Here is a 14,488-nt window from a genome sequence, read left to right on the forward strand (position 1 = left end):
CGGCACCATCTTCAGTGAGTGCCTGCTCACGGGACGGAACGATGATTGCGCTGCCGCCTCTCGGTCCGCGGAGTCCCCTCGTCGGCATGCGCCCGCTCGATGAGCACGATCACGAGGACTTCCACGGCCGGGCCGAGGAAGCTCGTGATGTCGCCGGAATGTGGAAGAACAACCGGCTCGTGGTCCTCCACGGAGGTGCCGGCATTGGCAAGACCTCGTTGCTGTGCGCGGGCGCCGCTCCATCCCTGAGGGCCGAGGGGGCGGATGTGCTCCCCATCGCGCACCTGGCGCACCGGCCGCCGTTTCCCGTGGCCGCCCTGGCCGAGTACAACCCGTTCCGGCTGGCCGTGCTCACCGCGTGGTACCCGCGCGCATCACCGGTCCATATCTCTGAACTGCAGATAGCGAGGTTCCTGCGCAGGAATCGTCGCATGGACCGGTTCGGCGAGCCGTTGCCGTTGCTCGGGGCCATCGACGGCGTGGAGATGCTTGCGCGCAGGTCCGACCGACACGAACAGCACCGACAGCGCTTCCTGGACGATCTGGCGACGGCCATGGACCAGGTGCCCGACCTGCACCTGCTGCTCGTCGTACGCGACGACGCGCTCGCCGAGGCGGTAGAGCTCGGCGAGCGGCTGGGCCAGGCGCCACCCGCGGTCTACTCCCTCGAACCCCTGAAACCCGAAGCGGCACGCGAGATCGCAGCGGCGCCGTTCCCTTTCGCCCGACGATCCGGCGCGGTCATCCCGGAAGCTCTGGTGAGGGAACTCCGGACGGTGCGGGGCAGCGGTGTCGAACAGACCACCTCGCGAATCCAACCGGTTCTGCTCAAGCTCTCGCTCGGGAGTCTCTGGGCGCGACTCCCCGGCGACACCGAGATCGGCGCGGAACGGCTGCGCGCCGAGGTGAACGTCGTCCTGAAGCATCTCTGCTTGCAGAGCCTTTCCACGATCGCGGCCGATCACAGCCTCCCGGTGGGGAGCCTCCTCTCCTGGTTCCGTTCGGTCTTCGGCGGGCCGCAGGGACGCGCGGGCGTCTCCGCGGCCCGTGCGTGCGAAGGCGTGCCCCGGGCGGTCGTCGAGGCGGTCCAGGACTCCCATCTCATCCGCGGCCGGATCCGGGACGGAAACCTGTACTACGAGCTGCTGGATCCCAGGCTCATCGAACCGATCGGACAGTTCGACGAGGGCCCCGTTCCCTCCCCCTACCGGCCCGAACCTTCGGCACGCCTCCGTCAAGCGCAGAGAGCGCTGTCGGGTGGCGATTTCGAGCTCGCTCGCCGCCATGCGGAAGCCGCCAAGCGGACATGTGGCGAAGATGACTTCCGGACGTGCGCCGACGCCACCAGCTTCCTCGGCGACATCGCTTACGAGCGTGGCGACCTGCAGACGGCCGTCACCCGCTACCGAGAGGCCGCAGCGATCTTCGAAGCCATCCCGGACAACGCCGCTGTGGGCTGGCTTCTGACCGGAATCGGCCGGATTCTCCTGATGCATGATTCCAAGGAGGCCGTGCAGCAGCTCCGCGGGGCGGCCAGCCGGCTCCCGCACGAGTTGTCGATCCAGACCGCCCTCGGGCGGGCGCTCTGGCAGTCCGGACGGACACGCGCCGCCAAAGCGGTTCTGGAAGACGTTCTCGGCCGGGACAGCACCAACCGCGAAGCGCTCGACGTCAAGCGAGACGTGTCCGGCATCGCCTGGAAGTGACATTCGCTGCCACGCACTCGTGGAATGGGTCGTGTGGGGGCGAGTCCACCTTGTGTGCACCCGGAGAGAATATTGAAGGTTGTTAGGGCCTTCGTCCCATTCTGGGCTGTTTGGCTATTGGCGACTGATGATTGAGTGGCGAATTGCGCCGTCGCCTGTGCATTGTCACCGCTGCTGCTAAGATTCCTGCTCGGCCGGGGCCTCGCTCCCCGTCTGCCTGCCAGGGTGACGGACGGGAATTTTGGCGAGTCCTGGTTAAACCTTGTATCCAGTCTGAAGCTGTGTCGCACCGGTCTGGGCATGTCGATAGTGAGCTGCCGATGTCTGGCAGGGCCGGAGCGATGACCACCGTCCGGAACGAGGAGAAGTCAGAAGGTGACCGCCACCTCACCGGAATTGAGCCCTCGGAATGGTGGCGGGGGAACCGGAAGCAGCAGTCAGGCCGAAGCCGACTGGCGTCGTGACTTTCGCCTCTTACTCAGTGGCTCGGCATTTTCGCAGCTGGGTACGCTCAGCGCGGCCGCTGCCAATCCGCTCCTCGCCCTGGCGTTGACGGACTCGCCGATCGTGGCGGGCTGGGTGGCCGCGGCGAGCACGTTGCCCGGCCTCTTCCTCCACGTGCCGGTCGGCCTGCTCGTCGACCGCTACGACCGATGGCTGATCATGCTGGTCAGCCAGGCGATCCGGGTGGTCAACTCGATCGCTCTGGTCATCGGCCTATGCGTCTTCGACGAGCCCTGGAAACTGCTCATCGGGGCGGCGGTGATCGACGGCTCCTGCTCGGTCTTCTTTCGGATTGCGGAACTCGCCGCAGTTCGGTATGTGGTGCCCGACGGTGAGGCCGAGAACGCCATGGGCATGAGCGAGGCCCGACATCATCTGGCGGTGGTGCTCGGACGCCCGGTCGGCGGTGTGCTGTTCTCCCTCGGTCGTGTTTCTCCTTACATCCTGGACGCGGTGACGTCTCTCGTGTCCGTTGTTTCGCTGTTGTGCTTGAAGACCAGGTCTCTTCAATCTTCGAAGTCGACCAAGAAGCCGTGGATGGTTTCCAGGAAGAGGGTGATCAAGTCATTCAGGGAAGGGTTTCACTGGATATCTCGCGATAAGTTCATGTCCGTTTCTCTTGGTGCTTGCGCAGCGGCGAATATCGGGTTTCAGATCGTCATCCTGTTGCTCGTGGTCGAAGCCGAACGCCGGCAGCATTCCGGATCGGTCATTGGTGCGATGCTGGCAACGTCGGGATTCAGTGGATTTCTCGGAGCGCTGACGGCTCCCCGTGCGGTACGGCGCCTGACGCCGCCGGTGACGGTCAAATACTGCGTCCTGGCCTGGCTTCCGCTCCTGCTGGTCGTCGCGTGTGTTCCGAATCCGCTGGTCGGCATATGCGCCTGGGGTCTCTGTAGTTTCATGGGGGCTTACATCAATGTGTCCCTGGCGGTGTACCAGGGAAGAGTCGTTCCAAGCTATGTCCTGGGCCGAGTCGAAGGTGCCAGCCAGTTCCTGACGACCGGCGCGGTAACGCTCGGCGCGGGCCTCGGCGGTTATATCATCACCGTTCTCGGCACCCGGGTCACCGCGGTGCTCGTGGCCGGCGCGTTCTGCCTGATCGTGATCAGCTTCCTCGCCCTGGTTCGGTATCCGCCTCAGCCCGATGAAGGGCCGCCCGCGAAGGAGGGAACGCAGCAGGCGGATGAAAGCGGTCTCGCGGCGAGGCAAGCGGTACCGGTGGGTGCTGACCTGTAACACGCTCTTCCGAACTCTCTTCATGGTCTTCGATGCCACATCGGCGTCGTAGAGACTGTGTGAGGTGACACATTGGTCACGGCCAATTCCGGTCGCTTCCGACTTGACGCGTTGTCATCCGCTCGGCGCATGCGACGGAGGTAGGCTTTCCGCGTCGAACTCGACCGTAATTATCGTCGGTCATCCTTCGGTCGGAGGCGGAGCGTTTGATCACGTCGCTGAATGTCGAGGATCAGCATCGGCTCGTCGAGGCGATCCTGCGCATCGACGCGATGAGGGTCGGGCGGGAACGAGCCCTTCACCTGTCGGCGCTGGAGCGCGACCTCGGGCACCGCTTGGATTACGTCCATCACGACAAGGACATGCTCGATGTCTGGGCGCTGGTCGATGCCCTCCTCAACTATCCGGGGGCGGCGCAGGCACTGGTCCGTATCCTGCAGACCTTCTACCCGAAGAGCCTGTCGGTGCGGGCGCTGGAGGAACTCGTCGCCGAGCTGCTCCCCGAGCCCTGGCTGAACCAGGACGATCGACGCGAACTTCATGAACTGATCACGTGGCTGGAGCGCGTGGATCCGGGCCTGACGCACCTCGGCAGGTTCCCGATGCTCTACCGGCGGGCGGTCGGGCCGGCCTGGCCGTCGCTCGACCGCGAGTTCCGCAGCCTCCACGACGTCGTCGCCCTGCTGGAGGAGATGCCCGCCGACGCCGACGGTGCGCCGCCCCTGCTCCGGTTCGTCAGCGATCTCGCCGAAGAAGCCGGATACTCGACGGCGCCCGCGTTCCGCGGCTGGGTGCATCGCCAGGCCGTGGCGCAGGGGCTGGACGGTTCGCTTTTCCAGAGCCGCCGTGCCTCACTGGAGGCGCGGAAGGAGCCCGAACCGTCCGAGAACTACCTGATCATCGAGTGCATGCCCGACGCGCTCGAGAAGGACAGGTACTTGGTGACCGCGTGGCTCCAGGTCGGTCGTGAGCCGGGAAGCACCCTGCAGTGCAGCGACGAGGCCTTGCCGCTCGGCCGGATCCCCGAGTTGCTGGAGCGGCTGCTGACCTCGGAGAGCCTGGTGATCGGCCGGCGCAGCCCCGACCTCACCATCGAGTTCGTCCTGCCCCGCGCGCTGCTGGACCATCCGTTCGAGCAGGAGAAGATCAGCATCGCCGGCGTCGAGCACCGCATCGGCATCCGCTACCCGGTGGTCGTGCGGAGCCTCGAACGGATGCGTCTTGTCGCGGTCCACCCCGACTGGCGGCACAAGTGGGAATGGCTGTCCGGCAATTCGGTGGACGCCCCGGTCTGCCTGGTGGCCAGCCGGGGCGAGTTCGGCAGGGAGGAGTTGTTCTCCCATCTGTCGGACGCGTCCAAGGCCGTCCTCGCGCTGGCCTTCCCGCCGTGGGCGTGCGGGGAGGACGAGACGGACGAGCACTGGGTCGGGCTGGTCGCCGGCATCCCCGTCGTCGCCTGGTGCCGGGACGGGCGCGATCCCGCCAAGTTCGCCAGGGAGGTCAAGGACCTTCTCGCGGCGGACCTGATGAAGCTGCCGCGCCGGACGATGGAACTTCGCAGGCAGGCGCTCTCCGGTGGACGCGAAGGCGCCGGAGCCGGGCACCTCGGCCTGCACCTGACCCTCGTGTTCGACGATGCCGACCGCATTCCCGAGCCGTACGTGCGGCTCCGACCCCCCGCTTAGCACCCCGCACTTCCGGAAGGCGTCCATGACGACAGAACCAGAGACCAGCGGACCGGCCGGTGACTGGCGCATCTATCGCGGCGACAGCCGGCCGCACGACCGGGTGCGGCGGCTACCGCCGCCTCCGCCATGGCGCCGGTTCAGCCCGGCGAACGGGGCCGGCGGGCGCCGGGAGCGTGATCTGCAGCAGGCGATCTCCTACCGGCCGGACGAATCGGTCATAGACCGGGTGAACGCGGCCATCCTGCTGCGGCGCCCGTTGCTGGTGACGGGCAAGCCGGGGTCCGGGAAGTCCACGCTCGCCTACAACGTCGCCTACGAACTCGGGCTCGGTTCGGTCCTCTACTGGCCGATCACCAGTAACACCACGCTCCAGACCGGGCTCTACGACTACGACGCGATCGGCCGGCTGCACGAGACGAGCCTGCGCGGCGCGGGCGGCCGGGCGGACACGGCCGAGCCGCCCGACATCGGCCGCTACATCCGACTAGGCCCGCTCGGCACGGCGCTGCTGCCCGGTGAGCTGCCCCGTGTCCTGCTCATCGACGAACTGGACAAGAGCAACATCGATCTGCCGAACGACCTGCTCAACGTGTTCGAGGAGGGCCGGTTCACCGTCCTCGAACTGCAGCGGCTCCCGGAGGAGCAGTCGCGGATCAACGTGATGACCGCGGACGGCGGCCCGCGGGTGCCGATCGACCGCGGTGAGGTGCGGTGCGGGAACTTCCCCATCGTGATCATCACCAGCAACGGGGAGCGCGAGTTCCCGCCCGCGTTCCTGCGCCGGTGCGTCCGGCTGCTGATCGAGCCGCCCGGCCGGGAACGGCTCGCCGAGATAATCGAGGCACATCTCGGCGCGGACGCCAGGGCGGCGAGCGACCGGCTCATCGAGCACTTCCTGGCCCGCCGCGCCGAGGGAGCGCTCGCCACGGACCAGTTGCTCAACGCCGTCTACCTGGCGACCTCCGGGAGCAGGCCGCCCGAGACCAAGCTGGACGAGATCCTCGAAACCGTGCTCCGCCCGATCGAGCGGCCCGGCGCGGGATGATCGAACGGCTGGTCGAGTCCCTGCGGGCGCTCGACCCGGAACCCACGGCGAAGGAGCTTGCGGACGCGCTCTGGCTGGCCGACTGGTTCCGGGCGCACGAGGGCTCCGCCCATCGGCCGGCGGACGGCCTCGGGGAACCGGACGAGGGCGGATCCTCCGGGCCGGGCACGCCGCCCGCTCGTCCGTCCGAGCAGTCGGCGGTGCCGGAGCCCGAGTCGTCGCCGCCGCGGGCGGTGGAAGCGGGTCTCTACCTGGCGGAGCAGGATGTGCCCGCCACCGCCTTCCCGGTTCGCATGCCCGCGATCCCGGCGATCTCGCAGGCCCTCGCGCTGTCCCGGGCGCTGCGTCCGCTGCGCGCGACGGTCCCGTCGCTGACCCGCCGGCATCTCGACGAGGCGGCGACCGCGCAGCGCATCGCCGAGACGGGGGTGTGCGAACCCGTCATGGTGCCGGCCATGGAACGCCGGCACGACCTCGCGCTGATCGCGGACGTCGGCTCCTCGATGGTCGTCTGGCAGCAGACGGTCGAGGAGCTGCGGATGCTGCTGCAGCATCTCGGAGCGTTCCGTGACATGCGGACCTGGTACCTGGACTCGGGCGCGCGCCGGCTCTCCCTTCGCACGGGCTCCGCGTTCGGGGTCGGCGCCGACCGCGACCCCGACGAGCTGGCCGACCCGACGCACCGGCGCCTCATCCTGGTCGTCAGCGACTGCCTCGGGGCGGCATGGCAGGACGGCCGGGCCGCCGCGCTGCTCGACCGGTGGGGCCGCGCCGGGACCGTCGCGATCGCTCAGCCGCTGCCCCAGCGCCTTTGGTGGCGGACCGCCGCGGCCATCGAGCCGGTGCGCTTCGGCGCGTCCGGGCCTGCGGTGGTCAACGAGCAGCTGACCGTGACGCGGACGCCGCCGCAGTTGCCCGACGACCGTCCGCTGGGCATCCCGATTCCGGTGGTCGAGCTCAGCGAACGCTGGCTGCGGTCCTGGGCGGAGATGGTCGCCCGCGGCGGCGGGGACATCATGGGCGCCGCGCTGTTCACCGGCCGGCCGGTGGTGTACCCGCCGGCCGCCGAAGCGGGCACCGACGCCATCTCGGCGGAGAAGCGGGTCAAGCAGTTCCGCGCCTCCTCGTCACCGGCGGCGTTCAAGCTCGCCACGTTCTTCGCGGCCGCTCCGTTGCGGCTGCCCATCATGCGCCTGGTCCAGCAGGCGATGCTGCCGTCCTCCACGTCGGCCGACCTAGCGGAGGTCTTTCTCAGCGGGATGCTGCGCCTGGTCGGCCTGCCGGCCGACGGCGGCGAGGAGGAGATCGTCTACGAGTTCCACGACGGGGTACGGGAGATCCTGCTCCAGGGGCTGCGCAGGCGGGAGGTCTACCAGGTGCTGCGGGCGGTGTGGGGCGTCGTCCGCGACCGCCTCGGCTCGTCCCTGGACTTTCCGGCGTTCCTCGCGGCGGTCCAGCGGGGCGAGGCGCAACTCCCGCCGGACCTGCCGTTCGCGCAGGTCGCGGCGCAGGCACTGGTGGGCCTCGGCGGGCCGTACCGCGAGATGGCGAGACGGCTCACGAGCGAGGCGGGACCCGACACGCCCTCGGCCGCCGACGTGGCGGACGTGGACCCCGTGGTCATGCCATCCGCGACGACGTCCGGCGCGTTCGGCGGGACTGAGCCCGCGCCGGTGCCGCGCAGCGCGTTGCCCGGCCGCAATCCGGACTTCGTCGGACGTGACGGGCTGCTCGCGGAGGTCGGGACGGCGCTCCGTCAGGGCATGACGGCGCTCCTCCCGCATTCGGAGTCCGGCATGGGAGGGGAAGGCAAGTCCAACCTCGCGGTGGAGTACGCCCACCGGCACGCCGACGACTACGACCTGGTGTGGTGGATTCCGGCCGAGCAGACGACTTCGGCGCGTGCGGCGCTCGCGCTGCTGGCTCGCCAGCTCGGCATGCCGATGAGCGACGACATCAAGGAGACCGTCGACGGAGTCCTGCGCGCACTGCGCGTTGGAAGGCCCTACGTCCGCTGGCTGCTCATCTACGACAACGCGCAGGACCCGGACCAGGTCGTTCCGCTGACCCCGATGGGGGGCGACGGCCCCGGGCCCGGCCTGGGACCGGGCCGGCATGTCCTGGTGACGTCACGCGACCGCAGCTGGGAACGGCACGCGTCCGTGGTCGACGTCAACGTGTTCGAACGGCGGGAGAGCATCGCCCTGCTGCGGCGCTTGGTGCCCCGCCTGTCGGACGCCGAGGCCGACATGCTCTCCGAGCGCGTGGGCGACCTGCCCCTGGCGGTCCACCAGGCGGCGGCGTGGCACTCCGTCACCGACGGCACCGTCGAGGACTATCTGCGGCTGTTCGACCGGAGGCTGATCGAGGTCGCCGAGGGCGGCCCGTCCGGCGACGACCTTCCGGAGCCGCTGGCCGCCGGTGTGAGCATGAACCTGGACCTGCTCCAGGAGGAAGACCCCGTCGCCTGGACGCTGCTGGAGCTCTGGGCCGTCTTCGACCCCGAGCCGGTGTCCTGCCACCTGCTCGCCGCGGGCGCCTCGGCCGTGCTGCCCGCCGAACTGAGGGGGTTGCTGGCCGACGAGGCGAGGCTCCGCGATGCCATGGGCGCGATCGCGCGCTTCTCCCTCGCCCGCTTCGAGGAGGGGTCGGCGACGCTCCAGGTCCACCGGCTCGTCCGCGCCATCCTCAACGACCGGCTGGGCGAGGACGAGCGGCGCCGGGTCCAGGCGCATGTTCATGCGATTCTGGCCGCCGCCACCCCGGACGAGCCACCGGACGAGGAGTCCACCTGGGAACGCCGTTCCGAGATCACCCCTCATGTCGTTCCGTCGGGAGTGCTGGAGTCGGCCTCTCCCGACATCCGGCTGGTGGGCATAGACCAGGCGAGCTTCCTCTACATGTCGGGAGAGTACGAGGGAAGCCGGAGACTGGCCGAGATAGCGCTCGAACGGTGGCTGGAGCGCGACGGAGCCGACGACGACATGGTCCTCGACATCTCCCGCGTCCTCGCCAACGCCCTGCGCAGCCTGGGCGACAACCGGGCCGCCGCCAAGCTCAGCGACGAGAACCTCACTCGGACACGGCGGAAGTTCGGGGTCGACCACATCAACACCTTGCTCGCGGCCACGGGCTTCAGCGCCGACCTGCGTTTCCTCGGCAACTTCCGCAGGGCCCACGAACTGGACCACGCCGCGTGGCGGCGCATGAGCCAGCTCTGGGGGCCGGACGGCGCCGACACACAGCGCGCGGCCAACAGCCTCGTCCTCGACCTTCGGATTCTGGGCGAGTTCCAGAAGGCGCACGACATCGACCAGGAGGTCTGGCGCAGGCAGGCGAAATCCGGCCAGGCATACCGGCAGCGGTTCCGCATCACGCACAACCTCGCCCGGGACCTGCATGCGCTGGGCCGCTACGACAGCGCCTGCGAGTTGCAGGCCGAGAGCCTGGCCACCCTGCAGCCGAGCCTCAGCCCCGGGCACGCCCTGGTCCTGCAGGCGAAGATGAGTCACGCCGGCACGCTGCGGAAACTCGGGCGGTACCAGGAGGCGCACCGCCTGGCGACCGAGACGTTCGCCGCCCATGTCCGCCGGTTCGGTGAGGGGCACGCGAACACGCTGGCCAGCAAGGTCGCCCTCGCCCTCGCCGCCAATGCGGCCGGACGGCCCGCCGAAGCGTTGCCGCTCATCGACGAGGCGCTGGACCGCTACCGCCGGGAGATGGAGGAGGACCACCCCTTCGTGCTCGTCTGCGCCGTCGACAGGGCGGTCATCCTGCGGCGGCTGGCGGAGGTGTACGAGGCGCAGGAAACCGACCAGGCCGCGCTGTCCAGACTGCAGGCGGGCGTCCTCGGGCCGGACCATCACTACGCGCTGTGCGCTTCGGCCGGGCTGGCCAAGGACTACTACCTCCTCGGCGAGCTGGAGGCCGCGGCCCGGCTGCTGTCCGAAGTACGGGAGAAGCTGGTCGCCTCCCTTGGCGAGCGGCATCCCTATGCCTTGGCGGTCACGCTCAATCTGAGGCATGTCCGCGCCGCGATGGGCTACGGCGAAAGCGACGTCGCCCCGCCGCTGGCAATGCTGAGGCACGCTCTCGGTCGCAACCACCCGGATGTCCGGGCCGCGGAAAGCGGGGAGCTGCTCGAATGCGATATCGAACCGACCGCCCTTTGAGGCGGTGGTCGGGCGAGGTCAGTGGCTTTGCGCGGGCTGGGCGAGAGCGAGATCGTGCTGGACGGTCCGGCCGATGTGGCCGATCAGCTTCATAAGGTCCGGGCAGTACACCGACGGGTTGAGATAGCCGTGGTCTTTCCTGTAGCGATGCGCGTACGCGCCGCCACCGCAGATGTCGCGCAGTGCACACGTTCCGCATGTGGGTGACAGCGCCGCGACGCCGATCTGCCGTGCGACCACACCTGGATGCCACATCGCGTCGTCGAAACCGTTGTCGAAGACGTTGAGGCCGGTTTCAGGGGCCCCGGCATAGGACGTTTTCAACGTGTCGACCTGCTGCAGGGTCCCGTCGGTGTCGACGACCAGCATGGCGACCGGGGACAGTCCTATGTTCTCGCTCCGGCTCTGCCCGCCGAGCAGCATGTTGAGGATCTCCTCGAACAGCCGGACGCCGGTTTCCTTCCGGGGAGCGTGGTACCAGCGGTCGAACACCGCGATGAGCCAGTCGGCGTAGGGGGTGCCGCCGCCATCGACGGGGCGCCGGGGCGGCGGGACCGTCCAGGTGCCGTGGGGAAGCAGGAAGTCGATGCGCGGCGGCTCGGTCTCCAGGAGGGCCTCGTACGTCCGGAGCGGGTCGTTGTCGAGGTCCACCGTGCAGAGCAGCCCCCGGTAGAGCCTTCGGTGCGAGTCTGCGAGGCGGTTCAGCCCGCGCATGACCTCGGCGTGGCTGCCGCGCCCGTTGGCGCGGATCCGGTGCCGGTCGTGGGCCGCGCGGTCGCCGTCGAGGCTGACCGACACGCCCACGTCGTGCTCGTCCAGCATCGCCAGCATCCGGTCGGTGAGCAGCACCCCGTTCGTCTGGGTGCTCACCTCGACCTCGCACGAGTGCGGAGCGGTCGCGCGGAACTGCGCGATCGCCGCCGCGAGCGCCGTCCTTCCCGCGAGCAGCGGCTCGCCTCCGTGGAGGACGACCGCCACCTTCGAAAGGTCATGGTCCCGGGCGTGTTCGGCCAGCCTGGCGGCCGTGGCTGCGATCACCTCGGGCGGCATGGCGGCCGGGCGCTCCCGCCACGTCTGGTCCGCGCTTTCGAAGACGTAGCAGTAGTCGCAGGCCAGGTTGCACCGGCCGTGGACCTTCAGCACGAGTTCCGAGAAAGGGACCGGCCGCCAGCCCCCGTCCGCCAGGGCGGGAATGTCGAGGCCGTGCGACGGCCATTCGCCGGGCTCGGCAGGGGGCATCAGCAGAGGCGGTTGTCGAAGCCCGCCGGAACGGGCCGGGGGTTGCGGCGCTCGGTCACGGCGCGGTGGAGGGCATGGCTCAAAGGCGATCCCTCGCGGGGCTTCGCCGTGGTCAGTTCCTTGAGCGTGGGAACACTCGAAATAAAGGGGACCGTGGCATCGGTGGACCCTGAAGTGCTGCCATGAGTGACCGGCACGGCCGTCTCCCCCTCTTATCCCGCGAATCGCAAAGGTGTCGCGTTTTCTCTGTAGTCCAGGGGCATCAGCCTAGTCGCGACGGGACGATCATAAGGACTGGACGCCCTGCATGCGGGACGTTCGATGAGGACACGCCGTGTGTTTTCCGCGAATGTACGGGGGCCACCGCGCGGGTGGCCGATGGTGACCGTGGCGGGTGACGCACTTCTGTTGCGTGGGGCGGCGGATGCTTGGAGAGTGGGGTTGGCAGAGAGCGTCGGTGAGGTGCCCGTGACGGAGACCGTGCGGCCGGCTTCGGGGCGGTGGCGGCCGAGGGGGATGTGCTCGTTCCTCGTGTGCGACATCGCCGGGTTCAGCGACGCCTCCCGCGCCGATCCGGTGCGGGTCCGGGTGCGCAAGGCGATGTACGACGGGCTTGAGCGCAGCCTCGCCTGCACGGGACTGCGGCCGGACGACTGGTATGACGAGGACCGCGGCGACGGGGTGATGGTCGTCCTTCCGCCGCACGTCGGCGTGGAGTCGCTGCTGACGGCGGTGGTCGACCGGCTCCGCGCGGAGGTGCGGCACCACAACGAGGCGGCGAGCGACGCGGCGCGGATGCGGCTGCGGGTGGCGTTCAACGTCGGGGAGGCCGAGTGGGACGGGCGCGGCATCGTCGGGACGGCGTTGACGCACGCGTTCCGGCTGCTGGACGCGGCGCCGCTGAAGGAGGCGGTCGCCCGGGCCGAGACGGCGATCGCGGTGATCGTCTCCAAGCGGGTGTACGACGACGTGGTGTCGCACGGCCGGGGGCTCGTGGACCCGGGTGACTACCACCGGGTCGAGGTCCAGGTGAAGGAGACCTCCGACCAGGCATGGATCATGGTGCCCGGCGGGCGTTTCGTCCGGCCGGCCTCGGCCCCGGTCCCGGCGGTGCCGGGGGAGGCGGGCGCGGCGCGCGTGCCCGGCGCGGTGCCGCGGATGGCGGCGGACGTCCCGGTGGTGCAGCTGTTCCGCGTGGTGGACGACCTGCTCGACATCCCCCGGCTCCGCGTCGAACGCGGCCGGGACCAGCTCGTCGGCGCGCTGCCCAAGGAGATCGCCGGGGCCGCGGCGCGGTCGGCGGAGGCGCGGGCCGACCTGTTCGCCATCGTGCAGACGTGCCTGGACTATCCGGGCGGCCTCCAGCAGTTCCTGCAGGCCGTCAGGGGATTCGTGGGGGAGTCGATGGCGGTGCGGCGGCTGGAGCAGACCATCGCCCAGTTGCTCCTCGGGGACGACGGGTGGGCCTGATCAGGGCTTGGTGATCGTCGCCATGGCGCGGTCGGGCTCCCAGTGGGCGCGGAGGGACGTGATGAGGCCCGCCTCGTCGACCGTGTAGATGAGGACGCAGTCGATGGTCATCGTGGAGCCGTCGGCCATGGTGGTGGTGATGGTCGCGACGTTGGCGCAGCAGCCGCCGTTGGCGAAGGAGTCGGCGATGGTGAAGCGGAAGCCGGCGATGGTGGAGACGAAGGCGTCCCAGAATGCGCCGATGGCGTCGTGACCCCGGTGCCCGTTGCCGGACGGGTCGAGGAAGGACGGGCCGACGGGGTCCTCGACGAGGGCGTCCGGGGCGAACAGCCGCAGCCAGTCGTCCTTGCGGCCGCCGATCACGGCCGTCATGGAGGCGCGGGCGGCCCGGCGGGCCGGGTGGTCGGCGTCCGGGGCGTCCCAGGTGATGGCGTCCATGGCTCGGACTGTAACGTGTTCTCGTTCAGCGGTCGACCTTGGCGATGACCGTCTCGGCGAAGCGTTCGAGGTGCTCGATCTTCTTGGCCAGCGGCTCGGTGTCGGGGCCCTTGACGTAGGGCATCCGGAATCCGACGATCACGTCGGTGACGCCCCTGTCCTCCAGCCGCCTGACCCCGTCGGGCGTGTAGGCGTCGAGCGAGATCACGTGGACCTCGAAGGGGTCGCCCGCCTTGCCCTCGGCCTCGCGGATGCGGTTCAGCCTGGCCAGGATGTCGTCCAGGTCGTCCCCGCCGGCGTGCATCCACCCGTCGCCGCGGACCACGGCGCGGCGCAGCGCCGCGTCGCTGTGCCCGCCGACCAGGATCGGGAACGGCTCCGCCGGCGCGATCTTGATGGCGGGAATGTCGTAGAACTCGCCGTGGAACTCGAAGAACCCGCCCCGGCTGAGGCCCCGCACGACGTCGATCGCCTCGTCCATCCGCTTGCCGCGCCGCTCCCAGGGGACGCCCATGACCTCGAAGTCCTCGGGCCACGGACTGACGCCGACGCCGAGCCCGAGCCGCCCGCCGGTCAGGCACGCGACCGACGTCGCCTGCTTGGCCACCAGCACGGGCGGGCGAACCGGGAGCTTGAGTACGAACGGGGTGAACCGGATCGTGCTCGTCACCGCGCCCATGGCCGCGATCAGCGTGAACGTCTCGATGAACGACTTGTCCTCGAGGAACTCGCGGCTGCCGTCCTCGGTATAGGGGTACACCGAGTCGGACTCCTCCGGATACGCGAGCGAGTCGGCCACCGCCATGCTCGTGTACCCCGCCGCCTCCGCGGCCTTGGCCAGGGGCAGGTAATAGGACGGGTCGGTCATCGCCTCGGCGTAGGTGAACCGCATCCCCAAATACTAGAACCTGTTCCACTTTCCCGCCACACCCCCGCTCCCGCCAGGCGGGCACTGGTGGTTTTGGGAGTTGCGGGTGGGGTTGGGGT

General features: G+C 69.4%; 9 protein-coding genes. 6 read left to right on the plus strand and 3 right to left on the minus strand.

Translation table 11 applies throughout. From position 1 onward, the window contains the following. Positions 1 to 86 precede the first annotated feature (86 nt). The 5 genes from E1266_RS15280 to fxsT all read left to right on the plus strand — a co-directional run bounded on the left by E1266_RS15280 (position 87) and on the right by fxsT (position 10,354). The gene (locus E1266_RS15280; protein WP_165966098.1) at positions 87 to 1,706 is read left to right on the plus strand and encodes a tetratricopeptide repeat protein; all 1,620 of its coding nucleotides are present in this window, start codon (positions 87 to 89) and stop codon (positions 1,704 to 1,706) included. 375 nt (positions 1,707 to 2,081) lie between these two features. After that, on the plus strand, positions 2,082 to 3,449 hold the full coding sequence (locus tag E1266_RS15285) for an MFS transporter (RefSeq protein WP_132047378.1): 1,368 nt from the start codon (positions 2,082 to 2,084) through the stop codon (positions 3,447 to 3,449). 206 nt (positions 3,450 to 3,655) lie between these two features. Next, positions 3,656 to 5,134 carry a hypothetical protein gene (locus tag E1266_RS15290; RefSeq protein ID WP_132047380.1) on the plus strand — a complete coding sequence of 493 codons (1,479 nt, stop codon included), beginning with the start codon at positions 3,656 to 3,658 and terminating at the stop codon, positions 5,132 to 5,134. A 25-nt stretch (positions 5,135 to 5,159) separates the two neighbouring features. Continuing rightward, complete coding sequence (locus tag E1266_RS15295) at positions 5,160 to 6,182, plus strand: AAA family ATPase (protein WP_132047382.1); 1,023 nt, start codon at positions 5,160 to 5,162, stop codon at positions 6,180 to 6,182. Next, a complete protein-coding gene (fxsT, locus tag E1266_RS15300; protein ID WP_132047384.1) occupies positions 6,179 to 10,354 on the plus strand; it encodes an FxSxx-COOH system tetratricopeptide repeat protein in 4,176 nt (1,391 codons plus the stop codon). The genes E1266_RS15295 and fxsT overlap by 4 nt, the downstream gene beginning before the upstream one ends. 18 nt (positions 10,355 to 10,372) lie before the next feature. Here fxsT and E1266_RS15305 read toward each other — a convergent pair whose 3' ends face one another. Beyond that, the gene (locus E1266_RS15305) at positions 10,373 to 11,593 is read right to left on the minus strand and encodes an FxsB family cyclophane-forming radical SAM/SPASM peptide maturase (protein ID WP_132047386.1); all 1,221 of its coding nucleotides are present in this window, start codon (positions 11,591 to 11,593) and stop codon (positions 10,373 to 10,375) included. Positions 11,594 to 12,061: 468 nt separating this feature from the next. On the opposite strand from E1266_RS15305, the gene E1266_RS15310 reads away from it, so the two are divergent. Beyond that, on the plus strand, positions 12,062 to 13,063 hold the full coding sequence (locus E1266_RS15310) for a hypothetical protein (protein WP_132047388.1): 1,002 nt from the start codon (positions 12,062 to 12,064) through the stop codon (positions 13,061 to 13,063). Here the strand turns inward: E1266_RS15310 and E1266_RS15315 are convergent, their stop codons facing one another. Both E1266_RS15315 and E1266_RS15320 read right to left on the minus strand, forming a co-directional pair. Further along, positions 13,064 to 13,501, minus strand: a complete 438-nt coding sequence (locus tag E1266_RS15315; protein WP_132047390.1) for a nuclear transport factor 2 family protein — start codon at positions 13,499 to 13,501, stop codon at positions 13,064 to 13,066. 25 nt (positions 13,502 to 13,526) lie between these two features. Then, positions 13,527 to 14,393 (minus strand): TIGR03619 family F420-dependent LLM class oxidoreductase, encoded by an 867-nt coding sequence (locus tag E1266_RS15320; protein ID WP_132047392.1) that lies wholly within the window; start codon positions 14,391 to 14,393, stop codon positions 13,527 to 13,529. Between the last annotated feature and the right edge of the window lie 95 nt (positions 14,394 to 14,488).

It is taken from the genome of Actinomadura sp. 7K534, from assembly GCF_004348575.1.
GTDB lineage: Bacteria > Actinomycetota > Actinomycetes > Streptosporangiales > Streptosporangiaceae > Spirillospora > Spirillospora livida.

Excerpts from the sequence above, each read along its gene's own strand:
- E1266_RS15280 (WP_165966098.1), top strand. The coding sequence starts at position 87 with ATGCGCCCGCTCGATGAGCACGATCACGAGGACTTCCACGGCCGGGCC.
- E1266_RS15295 (WP_132047382.1), top strand. The coding sequence starts at position 5,160 with ATGACGACAGAACCAGAGACCAGCGGACCGGCCGGTGACTGGCGCATC.
- fxsT (WP_132047384.1), top strand. The coding sequence starts at position 6,179 with ATGATCGAACGGCTGGTCGAGTCCCTGCGGGCGCTCGACCCGGAACCC.
- E1266_RS15305 (WP_132047386.1), bottom strand. The coding sequence starts at position 11,593 with ATGCCCCCTGCCGAGCCCGGCGAATGGCCGTCGCACGGCCTCGACATT.
- E1266_RS15315 (WP_132047390.1), bottom strand. The coding sequence starts at position 13,501 with ATGGACGCCATCACCTGGGACGCCCCGGACGCCGACCACCCGGCCCGC.
- E1266_RS15320 (WP_132047392.1), bottom strand. The coding sequence starts at position 14,393 with ATGCGGTTCACCTACGCCGAGGCGATGACCGACCCGTCCTATTACCTG.